This is a genomic window from Bifidobacterium sp. UTBIF-78 (assembly GCF_006408945.1).
In the GTDB taxonomy this organism is placed as follows: domain Bacteria; phylum Actinomycetota; class Actinomycetes; order Actinomycetales; family Bifidobacteriaceae; genus Bifidobacterium; species Bifidobacterium myosotis.
On the sequence record NZ_JFAO01000016.1, the window covers coordinates 41,275 to 61,353 of the forward strand.

General features: G+C 63.5%; 16 protein-coding genes and 1 tRNA gene. 7 read left to right on the forward strand and 10 right to left on the reverse strand.

What is annotated here, in order from left to right; all coding sequences use genetic code 11:
- Nucleotides 1-120 precede the first annotated feature (120 nt).
- Nucleotides 121-1,812: a lysine--tRNA ligase gene (gene lysS / locus BG22_RS04265; protein WP_140493575.1), complete on the reverse strand. Its 1,692-nt coding sequence runs from the start codon at nt 1,810-1,812 to the stop codon at nt 121-123.
- 255 nt (nt 1,813-2,067) lie between these two features.
- On the opposite strand from lysS, the gene BG22_RS04270 reads away from it, so the two are divergent.
- The 4 genes from BG22_RS04270 (at nt 2,068) to BG22_RS04285 (ending at nt 7,005) form a co-directional block, all read left to right on the forward strand.
- Nucleotides 2,068-2,141: transfer RNA gene (locus BG22_RS04270), tRNA-Pro, on the forward strand.
- 204 nt (nt 2,142-2,345) lie between these two features.
- Nucleotides 2,346-3,536, forward strand: a complete 1,191-nt coding sequence (locus tag BG22_RS04275) for an MFS transporter (protein WP_140493577.1) — start codon at nt 2,346-2,348, stop codon at nt 3,534-3,536.
- Nucleotides 3,537-3,821: 285 nt separating this feature from the next.
- On the forward strand, nt 3,822-6,050 hold the full coding sequence (locus BG22_RS04280; protein WP_375137692.1) for a DUF4037 domain-containing protein: 2,229 nt from the start codon (nt 3,822-3,824) through the stop codon (nt 6,048-6,050).
- Nucleotides 6,051-6,345: 295 nt separating this feature from the next.
- The gene (locus tag BG22_RS04285; protein ID WP_140493583.1) at nt 6,346-7,005 is read left to right on the forward strand and encodes a DUF4125 family protein; all 660 of its coding nucleotides are present in this window, start codon (nt 6,346-6,348) and stop codon (nt 7,003-7,005) included.
- A gap of 93 nt (nt 7,006-7,098) precedes the next feature.
- On the opposite strand, the gene groES is transcribed toward BG22_RS04285, so the two are convergent.
- The 3 genes from groES to BG22_RS04300 form a co-directional block, all read right to left on the reverse strand.
- Nucleotides 7,099-7,392, reverse strand: coding sequence for a co-chaperone GroES (gene groES / locus BG22_RS04290; protein WP_094666829.1), 294 nt, complete (start codon nt 7,390-7,392; stop codon nt 7,099-7,101).
- 295 nt (nt 7,393-7,687) lie between these two features.
- Nucleotides 7,688-9,049, reverse strand: coding sequence for a magnesium transporter (locus BG22_RS04295; protein ID WP_140493586.1), 1,362 nt, complete (start codon nt 9,047-9,049; stop codon nt 7,688-7,690).
- Between the two features lie 92 nt (nt 9,050-9,141).
- Nucleotides 9,142-9,789: a GNAT family N-acetyltransferase gene (locus BG22_RS04300; RefSeq protein WP_181163371.1), complete on the reverse strand. Its 648-nt coding sequence runs from the start codon at nt 9,787-9,789 to the stop codon at nt 9,142-9,144.
- A 34-nt stretch (nt 9,790-9,823) separates the two neighbouring features.
- Between BG22_RS04300 and BG22_RS04305 the strand changes: the two genes are divergently transcribed.
- The 3 genes from BG22_RS04305 to BG22_RS04315 all read left to right on the forward strand — a co-directional run bounded on the left by BG22_RS04305 (nt 9,824) and on the right by BG22_RS04315 (nt 11,572).
- On the forward strand, nt 9,824-10,492 hold the full coding sequence (locus BG22_RS04305; RefSeq protein ID WP_375137691.1) for a 5-formyltetrahydrofolate cyclo-ligase: 669 nt from the start codon (nt 9,824-9,826) through the stop codon (nt 10,490-10,492).
- 136 nt (nt 10,493-10,628) lie between these two features.
- Nucleotides 10,629-10,814: an FmdB family zinc ribbon protein gene (locus BG22_RS04310; protein WP_094666833.1), complete on the forward strand. Its 186-nt coding sequence runs from the start codon at nt 10,629-10,631 to the stop codon at nt 10,812-10,814.
- Between the two features lie 110 nt (nt 10,815-10,924).
- Nucleotides 10,925-11,572: an SAF domain-containing protein gene (locus tag BG22_RS04315; protein ID WP_140493591.1), complete on the forward strand. Its 648-nt coding sequence runs from the start codon at nt 10,925-10,927 to the stop codon at nt 11,570-11,572.
- 226 nt (nt 11,573-11,798) lie between these two features.
- On the opposite strand, the gene BG22_RS04320 is transcribed toward BG22_RS04315, so the two are convergent.
- From BG22_RS04320 to BG22_RS04350, 6 genes are all read right to left on the reverse strand, one after another.
- Nucleotides 11,799-11,999, reverse strand: a complete 201-nt coding sequence (locus tag BG22_RS04320; protein ID WP_140493594.1) for a hypothetical protein — start codon at nt 11,997-11,999, stop codon at nt 11,799-11,801.
- A 1-nt stretch (nt 12,000) separates the two neighbouring features.
- Complete coding sequence (locus BG22_RS04325; RefSeq protein WP_140493645.1) at nt 12,001-15,606, reverse strand: helicase; 3,606 nt, start codon at nt 15,604-15,606, stop codon at nt 12,001-12,003.
- A 113-nt stretch (nt 15,607-15,719) separates the two neighbouring features.
- Nucleotides 15,720-17,168, reverse strand: coding sequence for an FHA domain-containing protein (locus BG22_RS04330; RefSeq protein WP_181163372.1), 1,449 nt, complete (start codon nt 17,166-17,168; stop codon nt 15,720-15,722).
- A gap of 248 nt (nt 17,169-17,416) precedes the next feature.
- Complete coding sequence (rplL, locus tag BG22_RS04335; RefSeq protein ID WP_094666837.1) at nt 17,417-17,797, reverse strand: 50S ribosomal protein L7/L12; 381 nt, start codon at nt 17,795-17,797, stop codon at nt 17,417-17,419.
- Between the two features lie 107 nt (nt 17,798-17,904).
- On the reverse strand, nt 17,905-18,426 hold the full coding sequence (gene rplJ, locus BG22_RS04340) for a 50S ribosomal protein L10 (protein ID WP_094666838.1): 522 nt from the start codon (nt 18,424-18,426) through the stop codon (nt 17,905-17,907).
- A gap of 596 nt (nt 18,427-19,022) precedes the next feature.
- Entirely contained in the window at nt 19,023-19,829 is an 807-nt protein-coding gene (locus tag BG22_RS04350; RefSeq protein ID WP_094666839.1) for a hypothetical protein, read from the reverse strand.
- Nucleotides 19,830-20,079 lie beyond the last annotated feature (250 nt).

Below are 20,079 nucleotides of genomic sequence, written 5' to 3' on the forward strand. Positions count from 1 at the left end.
ATACACAGGGAACCGCAATTGATCAGCCAATCAATCAGATAATCAATCCGATAGCCAATCAGGCAGCCGACGAATCAACCCGATCAGCCTGTTCGGCAACACCGATCAAAAACCGATGGATCAGCCGACCAGCGGCTTGACCAGCGGGAAGGTGATGGTCTCGCGGATCGTCGCACCGGTCAGGGCGATGAGCAGTCGGTCGATGCCCATGCCCATGCCACCTGCCGGCGGCATGCCCACGCCGAGGGCCTCGAGGAAGTCCTCGTCGATGTCGCAGGCCTCCTCGTCACCGGCGAGCGCGTCCTTGGCCTGAGCCACGAAACGCTCGCGCTGCACCACCGGGTCGTTGAGCTCGGAGTAGCCGGTGGCCAGCTCGAAGCCACGCACATAGAGATCCCACTTCTCGACCACGCCGGGCTTGGTGCGGTGGCCCTTGACCAGCGGCGAGGTCTCGACCGGGAAGTCGCGCACGAAGGTGGGCTCGTAGAGCTTGTCCTCGTAGAAGTGCTCCCACAGGTGCTCGACGAGCTTGCCGTGGTTCTCCACGTCGTCACGCTCAACGCCGAGCTTGTCGGCGATCTCGCCGAGATGCTCCACGGAGGTGCCGGGGTGCTCCGGGCCGCCGTTGGGCACGATCTCCTCGCCCAGCGCCTCGGACAGGGAGTCGTACATGCTGATGGTCTTCCATTCGCCGCCGAAGTCGTATTCGGTGCCGTCCAGCAGCGTGACCTTGTGCGAGCCGTAGACGTCCATGGCGGTCTTCTGCACCAGCTCCTTGACCAGCTGGCCGATGGAGTCGTAGGTGCCGTAGGCCTGATAGGCCTCGACCATCGTGAACTCGGGGGCGTGGGTGGCGTCCACGCCCTCGTTACGGAAGTCGCGGTTGATCTCGAACACGCGGTCGATGCCGCCCACGAGGCAGCGCTTAAGGAACAGTTCCGGTGCGATGCGCAGGTAGAGGTCCAGATCGAAAGCGTTCATGTGCGTGGTGAACGGACGGGCCGCCGCGCCGCCGTGGATGGTCTGCAGCATCGGGGTCTCGACCTCGAGGAAGTCGTGGCTCGCGAAGGTGTGACGCAGGGAGGCCACGGCCTTGGAGCGGTTGCGCACCATATTACGGACCTTCTCGTCGGCGATCATCGCGACGTACGGCTTGCGGGTGCGGGTGTCGTCGTTGAGCTCCTTGTGCAGCGCCGGCAGCGGCTGCAGGGCCTTGGACGCGATGGCCCATTCGGTGGCGAACACCGACAGCTCGCCGGTCTTGGAGGAGATCACACGGCCCTTGAGATACAGGTGATCGCCGAGATCCACCAGCTGCTTGAACTGCTTGAGGGAATCGGCGCCGATCTCCTTCTTGGAGATCATGCCCTGAATCTTGGTGCCGTCGCCTGCGGAGAGCTGCACGAAGTTGAGGCCGCCGGCGTTACGGATGAACAGCACGCGACCGGCGATGCCGACCATGTCCTCGGTCTCCTCACCGGGCTCGAGCTTGCCGTCGTACTTGGCGCGCACGCCCTCGATGGTGTCGGTGACGTCCAGATGCACCGGGTAGGGGGCGATGCCCGCCTCGAGCATCATGGCACGCTTGGCCACGCGCATCTGCACCTGCTCGGGGTGCGCGAGCGGGCCGAACTCCTTGTTGGAGGGGTCCACGGTCTCCTCCAGCGTTGCGCCGGACTTGATCTTCTCGTAAATGGCGGCATCCTGCTGGAGCAGCATCTCCGCACGCTCGACGGTGCTCATTTGCGGCACAGCCGGGGTCTCGTTCTCGGTATTCTCTGTGTTTTCAGTGTTTTCGACAACTTCAGCCATGGTTCTTCAGTGTACGCAAGGCCGGCGAATTCTCCTTGGGGCTCGCATCCAGCGCACGCCCCACGATTGCCGACATCTTGTCGAAGCCCTATCGCATGCCGACACCGCCTCTGCATACGTTCAAATCCCGCCAGCCCGACAACCATCGACAATCATCGACAATCATCGACAATGACAAAAACGGCGGCATTCCGGGCGACACTCCGTAGTTGCGCAAGAAAGCGGGTTCGTTGTACTATATCGGACGTTGCCAAACGGGCTGTAGCGCAGCTTGGTAGCGCGCTTCGTTCGGGACGAAGAGGCCGCGGGTTCAAATCCCGCCAGCCCGACAACTCAAACCGGATTGCTGGTTCCCAGCAGTCCGGTTTTTTCGTTTTACGAGCCAACACAGTCAAGGACCACAATGCGGCGAATGCATGACTGTCACGGCAGATGCCGTTTTGTTGGCGGACGGCCGTATCATGTGTTCGAATCAATCGCCACATCATTCGTTGGCGTCTACACCATGAGTTCATGACACCCCTGAGGAAACTATGAAGAAAAGCTTGCTTGCGTTGGCTGCGGGTGCGTTCATCCTGGGCGCGGCCGAGTTCGTGATGATGGGCATCCTGCCCCAGGCCGCCACCGCCACCGGCGTGGATATCCCCACCGCCGGCCATTACATCTCCTCATATGCGATAGGCGTGTGCTTCGGCACGCTGATTCTCGTCTTCGGCCGCAAGGTGCCGCCGAAGAACCTCATCATCCTGTTCATGGCTATTGCGCTGATCGGCAATGCGATGAGCGCGCTGTCCGTGAACGCCGCGATGCTGCTGGCCGCTCGGTTCATCTCCGGTCTTCCCCACGGCGCGTTCTTCGGAACCGCGACCCTCATCGCCAAGACCCTCGCCGAGAAGGGCAAGGAAGCACAGGCCGTTTCGGTGATGGTGACCGGCCAGACCGTCGCCAACATGCTCGGCGTGCCCGCCGGCACCCTGATGGCCGAATTCCTGTCCTGGCGACTCGCCTTCGGCATTCTCGCCGCATGGGCCGCGATGACCATCGTGCTCACCCTGGTATGGATTCCGTTCGTGCCGCCGATCAAGGACGCCGGCATCGCCGGACAGTTCCGATTCCTTACCCGACGCGGCCCGTGGGTGATCCTCGCGGCCGTGTTCACCGGCAACGCCGGCGTGTTCTGCTGGTGGAGTTACGTCTCCCCGTGGCTGCAGAAGTCCGGCGACTGGTCCGCTTCGCTGGTGCCGCTGCTTATGATGCTCGCAGGATTCGGCATGGTCGTCGGCGGCCTGGTCGGCGGGCGCATCACCGATCGCTGGCGTCACGCCGGCACCGCCGCACTCGGTCAGGCCGTCTCATGCATCGGTCTGATCATGGTGTTCCTGGTCCCCGGCAATATGGTCACCACCGCCATCCTCACTTTCTGGATCGCGTTCGGGCTGTTCTTCATCTCCGCACCCCAGCAGCTGCTGATGACCGAAGCCGGTCAGGGCGGCGGTGAACTCATCGCAGGCGCCGCAGTGCAGGTGGCCTTCAACTTCGGCAACGCCGTGGGTTCCATGGTAGGCGGCGCGATGCTCAATGGCTTCGACATGCAGTACCGGTTCACCGGTCTGGGCGGCGTCCCACTCGCTCTCACGGCCGTAGCGTTGCTCGCCTTCTACTCGTGGCGATGCGAGACCGACACCGAGGCCATCCACCGTATGCGCGAGATCAAGGTGGACTAGCAGCCTCGCGCTCCGCCGGACGGTCTGTGTGCCGTTCACCCCAATCGCCTGTGAGAGGTAGCTCACAGGCGATTTTTCGTAGGTGGCCGACGTCATGATCCGGCAATGGACCATGCAGCCCATAGACTGATAGCAGCATGGTTCAAGGAGGTACATATGGCTGACGAAGAGGCGCTGCTCAGGCAATTCGCCGCACAATTCGAGCATGGTGCGGGCGCGGGTGACATCATGGATGATGACGAGATCGGGGGCGTGACGGGCGATGACCCGGACCTGGACGAGGACCTGGACGCCGGCGACGACTACGACAGCGCCGACTCAACCGACAACGAACCACCCGCCACTTTCGACGTCAATGAGTTCCTGAAAGGACTGGACGCCATCTTCGAGCGTCATGCGGCCGCCACGAAGGCCGGCCCGTATCTTGAACAGGCACTGGTGGACGCGGAGAACGCGGGCGACGCGGCGGGCCTGCTCACCGTGCTCAACGAGACGATGGGCTTCTACCGCTCGCAGGGACGCCATCAGGAGAACCAGTGGATAGTCCAGCGAGCGCTGGAGCTTGCCGCACGCATGGGCCTGACCACCAGCACATCCGAAGCCTGGGCCACCACACTTATCAACTGCGCCACCGCGATGCGTGCGGCCAAGCAGTACGATCAGGCCGAGGATCTGTACCACCAGGCGCAGGATGTGTGCCGCCGCGCCTACTCCCCCACCGACCGCAGGCTCGCGGCCCTGCACAACAACCTGTCCATGCTCTATAGCGAGACCGGGCGGCAAGACAAGGCCGAAACCGAGCTGCGCGAGGCGTTGCGCATCGTTGAGGCGTCAAGCGTCAACCCGGACGCGGATATCGATGTGGCCAGCTCGCACACCAATCTGGCGTTGACGCTGCTCGCCGAACACAAGCTGGAAGGCGCCCACTGGCATGCGGCCAAGGCCCTGGAGATCTATGCGACCGGTCATCTGGAGCATTCCGCGCACTACGCCTCAGCGCTGGCCGGTTTCGCGCAGGTGTGCTTCGCGGAAGGACGCTACGCGGACGCCGTGAACGGCTATCGACGCGCCCTCGCCGTGATTGAGGAATGCTACGGACAGGACACGGATTACTGGCGCATCACCGAGTCGAACCTGCGCGAAGCCGAAGCGAAGGCGGCAACGGAGTCGTCTGTGACAGCGTCGGCATCGGCGTCAGCGGACGGGCCTGCGGTGGATGACCTCGCCGCAGGCGGTACCACAGCCCCCTCGGCCGCCACACTCGGCGACGCGTCCGTCTGCCCGGTGTCCGGGCTGAAACTGGCCCGCGCGTTCTGGAACCAGGTAGGCAAACCGATGATCTTGGCGAAATACCCGGCGTACGCGGGCCGTATCGCCGCCGGCTTGGTCGGCCACGGGTCCGAATGCTACGGATTCGACGACGCGTACTCGCAGGACCACGACTTCGGCCCGCGCTTCTGCCTGTGGCTGACGGATGAGGACCACGCGGCCATCGGAGACCGTCTGCAGGCCTACTACGAAGCGCTGCCACGCGCGTTCCGCGTGGATGAACAGGGCGGCATCGTCTTCAGCGCAGCAACGGCGGCGGACGACGACATGCCGGCTCCCTCAGACGGTCGCACCGCGCCTGCCGCACCGGGGACCAATGCGGACACGCGCGATGCATCATCATCGCGTGCGGCATCACCGGACGAGGCGCCACTGAACGCGGCATCACCGCACGCCTCGAATGGCGACGATTCAAGCCCGACGTCCGGCGCAACCGCGCCGTTCTCCCCCATCACCCCGCGTGTGCAGGGCGAGGGCCGCCGCGACGGCGTGTTCCGCATCGGCGACTTCTTCACGTCAATCACTGGATATGCGGCCGCCCCGGCATCGGATGCGCCGCACGAATGGCTCATGCTGGACGAGGCGACATTAGCCGCCGCGACCAACGGCGAGGTGTTCGCCGACCCGCTCGGCCTGTTTTCCAAGACCCGTCAGGGATTCAAGGACATGCCCGACGACGTGCGTCTGGCACTCATCTCCAAGCGGCTTGGCATGATTGCGCAGGCCGGTCAATACAACCTGCCTCGATCCCTCAAACGCGGTGACGGCGCGGCCGCTTGGCTGTCCATCCACGAATTCGTGAATGCCACCGCGTCATTGGTGTTCCTCATCAACGTGCCGATGGTGGCGGGATACATGCCGTACTACAAGTGGCAGTTCGAGGCGTTGCGCAAGTTGTCCGGGTCGATGTTCGCGCTGTTGCCCGATATCTGCGGCAAGCTGGAGACCGTGATGCGACTCAGTTCCGCAGCCTGCTACGGAGGCGCCGGCTTTGGCGAAGGCGGCAAGGGCTCCGCGCCGGCGATCGAACGTATCAATGGTTTGGTGGAGGAGATCGCGGCCGCCATCGTCAAGGAGTTGCGCCGTGAGCGCCTGACCACGTCCGGCGAGACCTTCCTGGAATGGCAACGCCCGTATATCGAGGAGCACATCACCTCCGACGACCCAGTGCTCAGGAGCCTGTGAAACGGGCTGCCGATGTTCCGCACCGCGTATTCGGCTTGAATGGCACGCTGCGTCAACAGTTCGTTGATGCCATTCTTGGCTCCTCCCGGTCAGCGGAGCCACCCCAGAGGAGCCGCCCTGGCGCGTCCGACAACTCGCCGCTCATGACTCAGCTCCCCTTGTCAGGACGTTGCCTGCAAACAGACCCGCGGTTGACATCACGGCAACATCCCGACAATGGGAAACCCAAAGCAACAACATATTCACGCCTCTCAGGCATGATGAACGCATAATCGATGGAAGCAAAGGAGCAAGGATGACCGTCGAGCAGAAGACCGGTGCAGGTCCGGACGAACACAACGAGCTGCGCGAGACCATCGTGCGCCACGAATGGGACCAGTTCCAGCGCACCAACAACGAGGGCGGCCGCGCGGCCTGCCAAGGCAACTGGCCTGTATTCCACCAGATGAGGTTGGCCCAGTTCCTGACCTGGGAGCGGCCGTTGCTGGAATCCTATGCGTCCGATTTGGACGAATCCGACCGGGTGGGCCGCAATCTCGTCACCGAGAAGTACGGCCGTATGATGGCTTCCACCGCACCTGAGGAGTTTGCGCGGAACATCGAGCCATACATCCCGCGTCTGCGCGCCGACCGGGTGGACCGTCAGGAGCGGGTCATCACGCAGCAGGTGGCATGGGCCGCTGATTTCCGCTCGCACTATCCCCGTCTCGGCGAGGCGATGCGCGTGCTCACCACCGCGGAGGACACGACCAATGCCACCTCATTCGAGACCTATCTGCGCGGTGAGCTCGGAACCTACTCCGATGCCACTTTCGACCTGTATGAGGCGATGATTCTCGAGCGTGCGGCTGAAGATCCGCAACGCAACATCACCGAGGAGACGCTGCTCAATACGGTACGATTGGGCGGTTTCGAGAGTCTTGCGGAGGCCGAGGCGGCACAGTCGGCCCGGTAGCGGCGACGATATGACAATCGGCATGCACGTACATACACGAAGACCCCGGCGAATATGCCGGGGTCTTTCGTATACGCGCTATCGGCGAATCACTCAGCCAAGGATGGCGAGCACGTCGCGAGCACCGATGATGAGGTAGTCCTCACCCTCGTAATGCACTTCGGTGCCGCCGTACTTGGAGTACAGCACCTTGTCGCCGACCTTGACGTCCATCGGGATACGCTCGCCCTTGTCGTCGCGACGGCCCGGGCCAACGGCCAGCACTTCACCCTGCTGCGGCTTCTCCTTGGCGTTGTCCGGAATGTACAGACCGGACGCGGTCTGGGTCTCGGCTTCGGCCTGCTTGACGATGATCTTGTCTTCCAACGGTGTGAGCTTAATCGACACTGTGGGTCACCTCGTATCTGCTTGTAGTTCAGTTCGATAATGCCGCGCCAGAACGTCTCAAGAGGCTGACGATCACTTGCGTTGTCCCTTTGCGCTAGGACACATGGTAGCGCGATTGTTAGCACTCTGCCAACTTGAGTGCTAACGCTGTGAGAGAAAAATCGGGAAACGCACGCATACGACGCAGACGCACGCATACGACGCACACACGCAACGTACATATGCAACGAGGCTCCCCTCCACTCGAGGGAAGCCTCTCACAACACCGCCGACCGATGCGGCACAATCATGCGCTCTAATTGCCGCGACGAGCCATGATGGAATCAAGGCCGACGCTCAACGACTCGGACGTGGCGTCCGGCGCCTCCACTTCGGCATGCTGCTCGGATTCGTGGAACGCGGCCTGCTTGGCAGCCTCCTGCGCCTCCTTGGCACGGGCGTCCTCGGCTTCCTGCGCGGCCTGAGCCTCGCTCGCCGCCTTGGCGTCATCGGCGGCCTTGACCACCTTGGCCTCGTTGAGCAGCCGTTCCGCGGTCTCCGGTCCCACCGGCTCGGCCTTGGACACCTGCTTGGCGGATTGAATCTCGCGGCTTTCAGGTTCGGGAGTGTTGCTCTCGTTACGCGCCGCCCCCAACGAGAAGGAAATAAGATCCTGAGAGGCGGTGGCCATATCGAACACGTCCAACGCACGGGCCGGGCGCACGGAGGCAAGCTCGGACGTGGCGTCATCCGGAACCTCGCCACGGTGCCCATCGCGCTCGTCACGTTCGTCGCGCATGGTCAGCGACGGCTCAGCCACTGTCGCCTGCTCCGCACCGTCACCCACACGTTCGGCGGAACCGGCGACCCCGGCATCGACCTGCGCGGCATCCGAGACATCGCCCCGGACCTCGGCAGCGGCGGACGACTCCTGATTCGACCGAATCGTCCCCTGCCCCTCGACTCGCGCCTCACGCAACGCCTTGGCCCTGGCCTGTTCGATCTCCGCTTGGCGCAATGCACGGCGAATCTGACGCTGCTCCATCACCTCGGTGGCGGCCTCCCGGCGCGCCGCGGCATCCGTTCCGGCGGCACCATCACGCTCATCACGACCGTCCGCAACGGCCTTGGCCTGAGCCCGCGCCGTGGCGATCGCCCGCTCATGCGCGATCTTGGCGACCTTGGACTTGCGCGCACGCTCACGCTCGATACGCGAAACCTTAGCCTCCCAGCGGCGTGCCTGGCTGGCGGCACGCGCCCCCATCGCCAGCACCGCCGCGAGCAACGCCAGCGGAATCAGCGTGAACAACGTGCTGAAGTGGAAGACCAGCGCAAGGACGAACACCACTACAGCCACGACGGCCAGCCCGCCGGCAAGCAACTGACGGCGGCGAATGGCCGCGCGGCGCAACTCACGGACGTGGGCAATATGCTCAGGTGTCAGCCTTGCTGACGGTGATGATGCCGGCACTGGTGCCCCTTTCGCCTGATGCGGCTTGACGTCGCCGAATCGTGTGCCGCTCTCCGCCTCTACAATGTGGAGGGAGGGCGAGTACCGATCCTGTCGATGCTCGGTCGCTCGTTTCATGCCGTTGGCCGTGCGTACCGGTAGCCAGACGACGATGATGATCGCCACTATCACCAGCACGACGACCGTGCTTAGTGACTCGTAACCCATAGAGTCAAGAATAGGAGACCCACCGACGAACTCGGCGCTGCACGTCCGGGCGTGTCGGAGTGAAAACGGCCTGCCCGAGCCAATCCGCCCGGTTATTTGAGAACGTTTGCGGCGAGTCGGGACGCGAACCCCTCGCCGGCATCTTCGGCGAGCAGCGCAAAGGTGACATGGTCGCGCCACTGCCCGTTGACATACATGTACCGTTCGCGCAACCCCTCATGATGGGCGCCCACCTTGCGCACCACCGCCAGCGAGCGCGCGTTGTCCGGCAGAATGGCGATTTCCAGTCGATGCAGCGCGGGGCCGAACGGATCGCCCAGCGCCCAGTCGGCAAGCATGGCCAGCGCCATCGGGGCGAAACCGCGTCCCGCATACCTCTGGTCGATCCAGTAGCCCACCACTCCGGTGCGCATGGCCCCATAGGTGATGGCGCCAAGCGAGATCTGGCCCACGATGCGCATCTGATATTCGACGACGAACAGCGCGCCGGTCCCCTGCTGCTCGTTGCGACGCTGCCGTTGAATCCACTGATTGAAGGTGATGCCGCCGCCGTGCATCGGATCGCCGGACTCCCATGGAGCCAGCCAGTCGTTGTTGCGCCACCGCACTTCCTCCCATGTGTCCTCGTCGTCCATGGTCATCGGACGCAGAACGATTGGGAACCCGGGATGGGTCAGGCGCGGCGGGCGAATCCGGTGGTCCGGTCGCAGCGCCTCTTTGATGGACTGGAAAACTGACACGGCCCTTATTGTAGCCGCGCCTTGCCGTGATAGGTTGTGCGGTATGACGTTGCATGGGGAAGCATTCGAGAATGACGGGCCATCGTCCGCCACAACCACCGCTCCGGTTCGGGAATCGAAGGAGACGCTGCGTCACCGTGCGCTCTCCCGTCGTAAACGGACCACGGCTGACGAGCGGATGGCGGCCGGTGATGCCCTGGCCCTGCACTTCCCCCTTCCCCTGCTCGGCGCAGACCCGGCGACGATGAGCGTGGCGGCATATGTATCCATGGGCACCGAGGTGGAGACGCGGCCGCTGCTGACCCTGCTGCTGGACCGGGGGTGCACGGTGATGGTGCCTCGACTGGGTTCCGGCCGCGACATCGGCTGGAGCGTGCTCACGGATGTGACGATGCTGCGTGCCGTCGACCAGCCGGGGCATCTGCGTCCCGACGAGCCGACCGGCCGCATTCTGCCTCCCGACGCGCTGCGCCAGTGCGGGCTGGTGATCGCCCCGGCGCTGGGGGTGGACCCGCGAGGCTATCGGCTGGGCCGTGGCGCCGGCTGGTATGATCGCGCACTGGCGCTACGACGGCCCGACTGCCCGTTGATTGCGGTGTGCTGGCCGTGGGAGGTCATGGGCGAGCCGCTGCCCACGGAGAATCACGACGTGCCTGCCGACGCCGTGCTCACGCCGGAAGGATACCGACGGCTGCGTCGGTGACGGTGACGGCGGTGACGGTAATGCCGGCGGTGATACCGTTATTACTATCGTGTCAGGGCAACGACTAGGATGTGAACGGTTGCCCAAGCGTGGTCTTCACCGCGCGCGAATCATTGATACTTTGTGGAGGAATCCATTGCCTACCTATCATTACCGCTGCAAGAACTGCGGCTACGATTTCACCGAGCAGCAGTCGTTCACCGATGACCCGATCACCGTATGCCCCAAGTGCTCCCAGGAGCAAGTGCACAAGGTGTATTCGGCCGTGCCGATCGAATTCAAAGGCCACGGCTTCTACCGCACGGACAAGTCCTCGAAGTGAGTTCTGCGGGCGTCCTATAGACCGGCGCAATTGTGGATAACTCGGGAAGCTGTATCCACATGAGCCGTTCCGGCTTGTACGCCGTGTGAGCTTCAGGTCACCATGTTCGCATGGTGACCTTTTCTTTGCCCTTTTCGCCCACTCGCGGCTCGTTGAAGCGCCGTCGCCTCTACGCCGGGATATGCCGTCTGGCCGCCGCGCTGTTCGCGGGGCTGGCAGTGCTGTTCGCCGTGCAGGCCGTACTGTCCACCGTCGAGACGACGCCGGTGGTCGTCGCCGCCCGTGCCATCGAACGGGGATCGCCAATCGGCGACGCCGATGTTCGGGTCATCGATCTGCCGAAGACCGCGCTCGGACCGTCGATGACCGGCGATATGTCGGCGATCATCGGGCTGATTGCGCAGATCGACATCGCGGCCGGCGATTCGGTACTCACCACGATGGCGCGCGACGTGCCACTGGCACCGACCGGGACGACCGTGATCGCGGTACGTCTGGCCAGCAGCCCGGATGGATTGCTTCCCGGGGATGAGGTGAGTCTGGTATCGACCGTCGGGTGCGACGGAGAGGATTGCACGTTGGCCGAACAAGCTCTGGTGATGGCCGTGGGCGGGCAAGCGGATACGGGCTCAGGCTCGTCGCTCGGCACGCTCTACGGGGACAACGCCCAGACCGTATCCTGTGCGATGCGGCCGAAGGAGGCATCCAAGGTGATTGCGCTTCAGGAAGCCGGGGCCGTGGTCGCCGTGATGCGATAATGCGGTGATGAGGCGTTTCGCGCGGTTTGACCGGCTCCGGTCTTGCGGTCGTCCAGCTTCTCTCCCCACCCGGAAGCATCGGGCTTCCATGCCTGCAAGTCACGCCATCCGATTATCGCCCCCCACTCGGATGCGTAGGGGGCTTCCCTCAGCAGCAGAGGGATTACAAAAGAAATCATCACGGTCACGCTACAGGCGGCCGCGAAGGCCGCCGCATTGGGCGGGGTCAGCGTTTTTCGCTGAACACCGCCCAATGCGGCGGCAACTCGCCAAGGATGCGACGGTCGTCGTCGGCCTCACGCTGTTGGTCGGTCTGCATGTCCGAGGGTTCGAGTTTGACGCCGTCGGCGTCGAATCGTTCGTTGCCCTTCATCACCACACGCTTGTGTGCGCGCGGCGTGCGGCGTGACGCGGAGTATTCGGCCATGTCACTTGACCTCGTGATAGATATCGCTGATGCGCGCCATGATGCGGTCGACCTCCTTGTCCGGATTGACGAACGCGGCGACGCTCCACACGGTCATGACGTTCCATCCCAGCGACATCAGATCCTGCGCGGACAGACGATGGCGCCGGCGCGTGGACTGCACGGACATGAAGTTCGCGTCATCGGTCTGCACGGCCAGAGCGAACGGCTTGCCCTTGACCCCGACGACCATCGGAATTTTGACGCCCTTATCGAATCCGTATTCCAGAGCAACGTCCAATCCACGGGCGCGCAGACGGTCGGCGAGGTCCACAAACAGCATGTTCTCGCTGGCGGCGTCCTTGACGGGCAACACGGGACGACCATCCAACTGGCTGGCCCAGATGAGCATGGTCTTGAGGAAGCGGGGACCGGGCTGGTGCAGACGCTCGTCCTCCATCTCCTCGGGTCCGAACGCCGAGACGATATCCAGATCGCGGTCGGCCAACGCGAGCGCATCCAGTAGCATGCCCCGGCCGCCTTCGGACTCCAGCACGCCGAACTGCTGCAGCAGACGGCCATGCACGGTCTTGGCATAGCACATCGAGATGATCACGTCGGTCGCCTGGCTGCCGGCCACGTCGCGCAGGTTGACAAGCCGCACATGGCGCAGGAAGCGGTTCATGGATTGGGTCTTGGACGCCAGCGATTTGAGCTCGGCGCCGAGCCGGGTGCGGAAGGCATCGGTCATGACCACCACGGCCAGACGGTAGCTGGCGGGCACCACGGTGAACCGGGAGGCGCGTTCGGTGATGATGCGCACCACCTCATCGATCTCCTGCTGGCTGGACTCCACCAGACCGGTGGCCATGACCGGCACGCCGTTGGCCTCCACACGATGGAACCGCACCTCGCCGGCGGCGGATTCGGCGGTCACGTCGTAATGGACCGCTCCGTAGCCTTCGGACTCGAGGAAGGCGGCCAGACGCGGCGGACGACGGGAAGGCGCGGTCTCCACCTCGACGCGCGGCAGCATGTCGATCAGCAGTCGGACGGCATCGGACGTAACGGTCGGGCAATGGGCGATGACCACCACCTGACGCACGCGGGCCAGCACCGACAGCAGCTCGATGGACGGCATATGCGCGCAGGCGTCGAGAATGGCCACATCCGCGATGTTCCCCGGCTCGGTGAGCGCGGCCAGCGTACCCGGCGAGGCCAGCAGAATCGGCTTGGCCGCCGCCAGTATCTCGGGGTGATCACGACGGATGCGACTCAGCGGCACATTGGACGGCCCCGCGAGCACGGTGTGCAGCTGGTTGGCTTCCTGCGTGCGGGAGAAGAGCATATCGCACAGACGGCGCATGGATTCCTGAGCCACCATCGGGCCCACGGAACGCACATGCTCCACATCCACCTGGGCGAACCGGTCGGATGCGGTCTGCAGCACGGAACCATCCTGATTGGAGATGATCGCCGAGGAACGCACGATGTCCTCGAACACCGTGGTCCACCAGGCCAGCTGCACCTCACCGCGCACCTGCTCCACCGTGGCGTGGCGGGCGGTCAAATCCTCCACCAGCTCATTGAGGCCGGCCGAGGCGAACTCCTGCTCCAGACTGCACCGCTCAGGCAGTGTGTCAAGGGCCTTGCGATCGTCGAGCAGGGCCTTGAGACGGGCCTCCACCTTGGTGAAGTCGTCGGTCTCCAGATTGCCGCCGGAGGGCGTGGTGGCCAGCACGGCGTCCAAGGCCGTCATGTTGGTCATCAGCGATTCCTGCGTGGCGATGATCTCATCGAGCTTGGTCGGCAGCACCGGCCATCCGCCGTGGGGCACGAACTGATGCCACTGCTCGCCCTGCTTGGCCACAACCTTGAGCGCCTCATGCAGGTCCTCCACCTGGGCGCCCGCGCGCAGCAGGCCCTTGGCCTCCTTGACGTGACGGCGACGGTCCCAGAAGCCCATGGACGTGCCTTCGGCCTTGCGCACGGCCTTCGGCTTGGTGGCCTCGATCATGGCGTCGATATCCCGCTCGAAGATTTCGGGCTGGAACACGTCGAGCACGCGGCGCAGGTTCTTGAGCACCGTGACCTGCAACGCCCATTCATGGCTGCTGGCCGGCACCGGGAAGCCGCAGGTTTTGACGGTCCGCGCCACCTGATCGCGGGTTGCGGGCAGGTAGCGACGCAGCAGATCGTCCACACGCTGATAGGCGGTCACGGCCTCCTGCTCGGTGGTCAGCGACGCCCGGTACCATGCGGTGTCCTCCGGGCCGATGACGAATTCGCCCAGCTCACCGGCGCGTTCGAGTTTGCCGATCCACGCCTCCATGTTCGCGCCCACGGTGAGCGCGCTGTGCTCCTTGAGTCGCACATGGGTGGCCGGATGGGTGGGCAGCACGGAGATACGGGCCAGATTCTGGATGGTCTCGTATGCGGAGACCTTCCACTTCTCGTTGACGCCGTGCAAATCGCCCAGATACCGGGTCAGGCGGGAGCGCACCCCCACAAGCTCGTCCGCGAGCTGGTCGAAACGCTGGGTGGCCACGCCCGGCTGGAAGCCGACGGCCGCGATGAGCTGCTGGTCCAGAACGGCGTTGGCACGTTCATCGGCCACATCGAGCACCTGGGCCTTCATCTCGTTGGCGGAGGCGACGTGCATGAAGCGCCGACGCTGTTCGGCCACTCCCGGCACATACAGCACGGAACGGCCGTTCATGAGGCAACGTGAGGCGATGGCCACCGCGGTCTCGGCGGTGCCTTTGGAGAATTCGCCGTCCACGACGATGCTGTGGCCCGCCGCCGCGAGGGACGCCGCGTATCGCACGGTGTTGTCCACGTCGCCCACTTCGTATTCGGTGTGCGGATCGGTGTCGAACGGGCTGTACTGCGGCGGATTCGCGCCTTTGAGCGACGCCTGTGCGCTTTCGCTGCCTGCCAGCGCGTCCAGCAGCGTGTTGCCGGTGGGGCCCGCCTTGAGCTGGTCGATGGTGCGCCGTGCCTCGTTGACCATCAGCGAGGATGGGTCCATCAGGCAGCCGAGCAGAATCTGGCGTTCGATGTTGAAGTCGGAGATGCGTTCGTTCGCCTCGGTGGCGATGCGTGCGAACATCGCGGAGGTCTCGGGGGTGCCGCTGTCGTAGTTGGATCCGTCGAACAGGTCGTCCTCATCCACGAACACGCCCTGTTCACGCAGTGCGTTGACGAATGCGGCGTTGAGCGTCACCCGTCCGGAGAAGCGGATGGACGGCACGCCGTCCTTCGGCACATTGACGTTCACCGGGTAGAGCAGTACCGGCAGCGCGTTGCCCTTCCATGTGGCCACGCCGACCACCAGCGACAGTTCAGCCACACCGGAGACCCGGCGCTTGGCCGCCTGATCATCCAGCACACGGGCCACATGGCGTTCGGCGGCCTTGAGCACACCGGAGTCGCGGAACAGCGAGTCGAGCATCACATGCCCGGAGGCGAAGAGCTGCGCCACACCCGAGGGATGGGCATGGGTCATGTCCAGCTTCGCGGTCAGCTGGCTCACATCCTCCAGCGGCGAGGGCGCCAGCATGCCACGGTATTGGTCGCGCCAACGGCGAATGCGATTCAGCCCTGATTCGATGGCCCGACGCTGCATCTGGGTGGCCTCGGACGCTTCAACCTGCCCTTGAATCTCAGTGGACGGCGGCTGCGGGGTCTCCTCGGAGGAGGTCCTATTGCTCTGGTTCTGGTTCTGAGTCATCTCTTGGCTCACTTTCCAACCGCTTTGCGGTATTCCTGATAGCCCTCGTTGTGTGCCAGGGCCTCATCGATGTCGGCCTCGCCTCGTGCGGCGAGCCAAGCGTACATGTCATCGTACAGATACGGATTCATGGCCAGGAACGCCAGCAGCTGGGGATGGCGCGCGATTTCGAACTGCAGTGCGAAATCCTGCGTGCGCTTGGCGTCGTCCGAGGTCAGGCCATCGACTTCGATGACCGGCTCCTGGGCCTTGAGCTCCCCTTTGGCCACACGGTCGAACACCGAACCGGGCTCGAAAGCCGGGGTATAGACGCCGGTGGCATCCGGATCGTCCTGTCCGCCCGCCGCGGTGACGCCGCCGGTATGGACTCCGGCCGGCTGATTAGGCGACAAGTCGTCCTGCGGCGATGGGGAAGCCGCGGCAACGATCGGCGAGGATGCCGAAACTGCCGATGCGGCGGCCGGCACCGTTGATGTGGCGCTCTTCTGCTCTTCCGTGGGCACCCCACCGGCCTGACCGTTGTCCGATGCGGCGCCGTTCGACGAGCCATCGGCGACATCATTGGACCGCGTCACAGCCGGCATCACAACAGCAGCCGACGACGCAGCAGCCGGCGTACGGATCACGGCATGGGCAATGGCGTCCACCGGGACCAATCCCGATGTCGCCGGACGACCCGAGCCATGCGAGGTCTGCGGCACCACACGGGTCCGCTCGTCATGAGCCTGATTGGCGCCGGAACCATTCGGCGTGATGCCGGCACCGGAAGCACCGGAGACGCCGGAATCATCGGACAAGGTGGATTGCGCGGGCTGTTCGTCGGATTGCGAATCGGACTGCTGGGATAGGGCGTCGGCGAACAGATCGCGCGGCTTGGCAGGCTCCTGCTTGGTGGCGAGCTGCGGAATGGCCAGACTGTCGAGTGCCAAGGCATCGGCGCGCACCTTGCGCTTGACCATGTCGGCGCTGAACATGGCGGTGGGCTCCCCCGCCCTTAAATCAAGAATATCGTCCACGGACATGTCGGCGGCGTCGGGTTCCTGAGGCGCCGCGCCGACGGCGTAGCCGAACAAGTTCTGCACCTGCGGGTGCTCGTCGGTGTCATCCGGCTCCTCGATGCGGATGAAATCCGCGGGAACGTCGCCGAACTGCATGCGCATCGGGGACGTGGGCAGGAGGAAATCGACGTCCTGAGGAAGACGCAGCAGGTCGCCGTTGTCCCGCACCACATAGGAGCCGTTGGTGGAACCGAGATCGCGCACATAGCCGGAACCGTTGTCCTTGACGCCGAACACGGCGTGACGCTTGGACATGGACTTGGTCTGGTCGACGATATCGACGCGGGTATTGCCGTCATCGGTAAGGGGGCGTAACGGCTTGCGGCCTATCTCCACGCATTCGCCCGGTTTGACGCTGGCCTGATCGACGCCATTGATCCGCACCGTCCATTCACTCACCGTGACTGCCTCCCTCAATACACTATTGGCCATACTACGTGCCATTGTGTCATCACTTCACGATTTTCGTCGGATTGAAGCGGCTTCGGCACGCAACTTCCGCCATTGCGCGCGATGACCCGCATGCCGCCCGTCCACAAGGTCGGGACGGCCGGTGCGATGGCCTCACAATACGGGAAACCCCGCAACCTGAGCGCAGGTGCGGGGTCTCCAGAAAGCTTGGATGTGTGCGGCTGATGCCGCGCAAATCACTTGAGCTCGACGGTGGCGCCAGCCTCTTCCAGCTGAGCCTTGGCCTTCTCGGCGTCTTCCTTCTTGGCCTTCTCCAGAACGGCCTTCGGAGCGCCGTCGACGACGGCCTTGGCCTCGGCCAGGCCGAGGTTGGTGATGGCGCGGACGGCCTTGATGACCTGGATCTTCTTGTCGCCAACGGCGGAGAGGATGACGTCGAACTCGTCCTTCTCCTCCTCAGCGGCGGCAGCGGCCGGAGCGGCAGCGGCAACAGCGGCGACCGGGGCGGCAGCCTCGACGTCGAACTTCTCCTCGAAGGCCTTCACGAACTCGGAGAGCTCGACCAGGGTCATCTCGCCGAAGGCTTCCAGCAGCTCATCGTTGGTGTACTTAGCCATTATGGCTTCCTTTCAAATCTTGGCGGCGGACGAAGTGGTAAATCCGCTGCCCAATAAACCTTTGTTTTGAATTATCGAAGCACCGATTCATGCCGCGAGGCACGCAATCAGGCAGCCTTCTCCTGCTTTTCGCGCAGGGCATCGATCGTACGCACGGCCTTGGTAGGCAGAGCGTTGAACAGGTACGCGGCCTTGGCCATCGTAGCCTTGATGTCGCCGGCGAACTCGGCGAGCAGCTGCGGGCGGGACTTGAGGTCCGCCAGCTTCTTGGCACCCTCGGCATCGTAAACGGTACCGTCAGCGGCGGCACCCTTGATGATAAGGGCCTTGTTGTCCTTGGCGAAGTCACGGATGATCTTCGCAGCCTCAATGAAGTCGCCCTTCACGAAGGTGATGGCGGTCGGGCCGGCGAGAATCTCATCGAGACCCTCGATACCCGCTTCCTTGGCGGCGATGCGAGCCAGCGTGTTCTTAGCCACAGTGTAGGAAGTATCGCGGCCTAGCTTTTCGCGCAGATCGGAAATCTGCGGAACGGTAAGCCCGCGGTACTCGGTCAGGTAGACAGCGTCAGCGTTACGGAACTGCTCCGTAAGCTGCGCGACCACCGCTTCCTTTTCGGGCCTCTTCATGGCGTTCCTTCCTTAGTCGGCCGTTGACTTTCCAGTCGGGAACGCTTGGCAGGGCAATAAAAAAGCCCTGCGCACAGGCAGAGCAACATAATCTCGCAAGTAGCTGACTTGCTAGCCCTTGACGGGCTTACATCTCTCAACCTGCGCTGGCTTGGCGAACCAAACTTCGGAAGCACGCTCACACATGCCTCAACCAACGGTCTGTGGTTTACGAAGGGATAGATTACGACTGACCGCCGACAAGCACAATTCGGGCGTGTCGCGTCTGATATATGGTCGTCGAGGCTCTGTTAGATCAGCATTGATGGGGTAATCGATTCGTAGGACGGTCGTTCCCCGAATAATGTACGCTACGCGGTTCTCAGCGTACATATTTCGGGGAATCCAGCCATTTCTCCCGAAATATGTACGCTCACCGTCTCTCAGTGTACGTTTTTCGGGGCGAGTAGGGTGATTCCCCGAATAATGTACGTTCAGGCTATATGACTGCAACGTCTACAGGATTGCAGTGACCACCGGGGGACATGAGGCTGCAGCTGCTGCACCCGCTACAATCGCCGCACCGTCACAACCGCTACAACCATTACAATCACCCACTACAAAGTCGCGGCGTATTGGGCCACGGAGGCGGTGACCTCCTTGAGATAGTCCAGTGAGCGGCGCCAATGGCCGGGAACCTCGATGGAGTGATTGGCGTCCGGGTATTCATGGACATGCGGGGTCAGGGCGTTGGCGCGAATGCGGTCGTAGAACGGGTCGGCGGTGCCGGCGCACACCAAGGGGGCAGGACCGGGGTACCGGGAACCGACGGTGTGTTCGGTATGTTCGGAGCGGATGACCTGGGCGGCCACCTCCACTGACGGCGCCTCCATCTCGCTCATGATGTCGTCCCCCACTGCAGGCACCGGAATCACCCGTGCGGAAGGGTCGAAATCGGCATGGTGCAGCACCGGAGTCAGCAGCACGAACGGCAGACCGTAATGCGCGGCGACATGCGGATAGGTCATCGTGGTGAGGGACTTGCCGATAAGCAACATGCGCGGGGCATCAGTGGAAGTCCCGGGAACGACGGTCGCAGCGGCGGAACCGTCATCTTGTTGTGCCTCAGTATGATCGCCGCCCTTCTTGCCGCCACTCACGGATGATACCCAACCGTCGATGGCCTCATTGAGCACCGGAATCACCGTGGACAGGTCGTCGGAAGCGTTGCGCACATTCATGCGGTCGATGCGCCAGCCGGCTTCGACCAACGCCTGCGCCGACCAGTAGAGCAGCGGGCGATCGCAGTTGTAGCCGGTGCCCGGCATAAGCAGCACACGGCCACGTTCCTGACCGGGCTTGACGGTGTTCTTCCTCCAGGAGGTTATGCTCACTTCCACTGCTGGTTTCGTACCCTGCGCCATACTTCCCGCTCCTTTACGCTTCCTTATATATGCGGTATATGCGTCACGCGCCACACGAACCACGGACCACACCGGCGGCTGATGCGTCGGCTGATGTTCGCCGCGTCTTCCAGTGCAAAGTCTAGTGCGCCCATCCCCTATTCCGGCTAGGCATCCGCATGGCATCCCGAATATGCCGCCACCCTGACCGGCGGTCATGAATTCTGGCCAGGCGCCCACATGACATCCGGCCGGCGTCCTCCCCTCACTG

Excerpts from the sequence above, each read along its gene's own strand:
- BG22_RS04325 (WP_140493645.1), bottom strand. The coding sequence starts at position 15,606 with ATGCAGCGTCGGGCCATCGAATCAGGGCTGAATCGCATTCGCCGTTGG.
- lysS (WP_140493575.1), bottom strand. The coding sequence starts at position 1,812 with ATGGCTGAAGTTGTCGAAAACACTGAAAACACAGAGAATACCGAGAAC.
- BG22_RS04285 (WP_140493583.1), top strand. The coding sequence starts at position 6,346 with ATGACCGTCGAGCAGAAGACCGGTGCAGGTCCGGACGAACACAACGAG.
- BG22_RS04315 (WP_140493591.1), top strand. The coding sequence starts at position 10,925 with ATGGTGACCTTTTCTTTGCCCTTTTCGCCCACTCGCGGCTCGTTGAAG.
- BG22_RS04350 (WP_094666839.1), bottom strand. The coding sequence starts at position 19,829 with ATGGCGCAGGGTACGAAACCAGCAGTGGAAGTGAGCATAACCTCCTGG.
- BG22_RS04275 (WP_140493577.1), top strand. The coding sequence starts at position 2,346 with ATGAAGAAAAGCTTGCTTGCGTTGGCTGCGGGTGCGTTCATCCTGGGC.
- BG22_RS04295 (WP_140493586.1), bottom strand. The coding sequence starts at position 9,049 with ATGGGTTACGAGTCACTAAGCACGGTCGTCGTGCTGGTGATAGTGGCG.
- BG22_RS04320 (WP_140493594.1), bottom strand. The coding sequence starts at position 11,999 with ATGGCCGAATACTCCGCGTCACGCCGCACGCCGCGCGCACACAAGCGT.
- rplL (WP_094666837.1), bottom strand. The coding sequence starts at position 17,797 with ATGGCTAAGTACACCAACGATGAGCTGCTGGAAGCCTTCGGCGAGATG.
- rplJ (WP_094666838.1), bottom strand. The coding sequence starts at position 18,426 with ATGAAGAGGCCCGAAAAGGAAGCGGTGGTCGCGCAGCTTACGGAGCAG.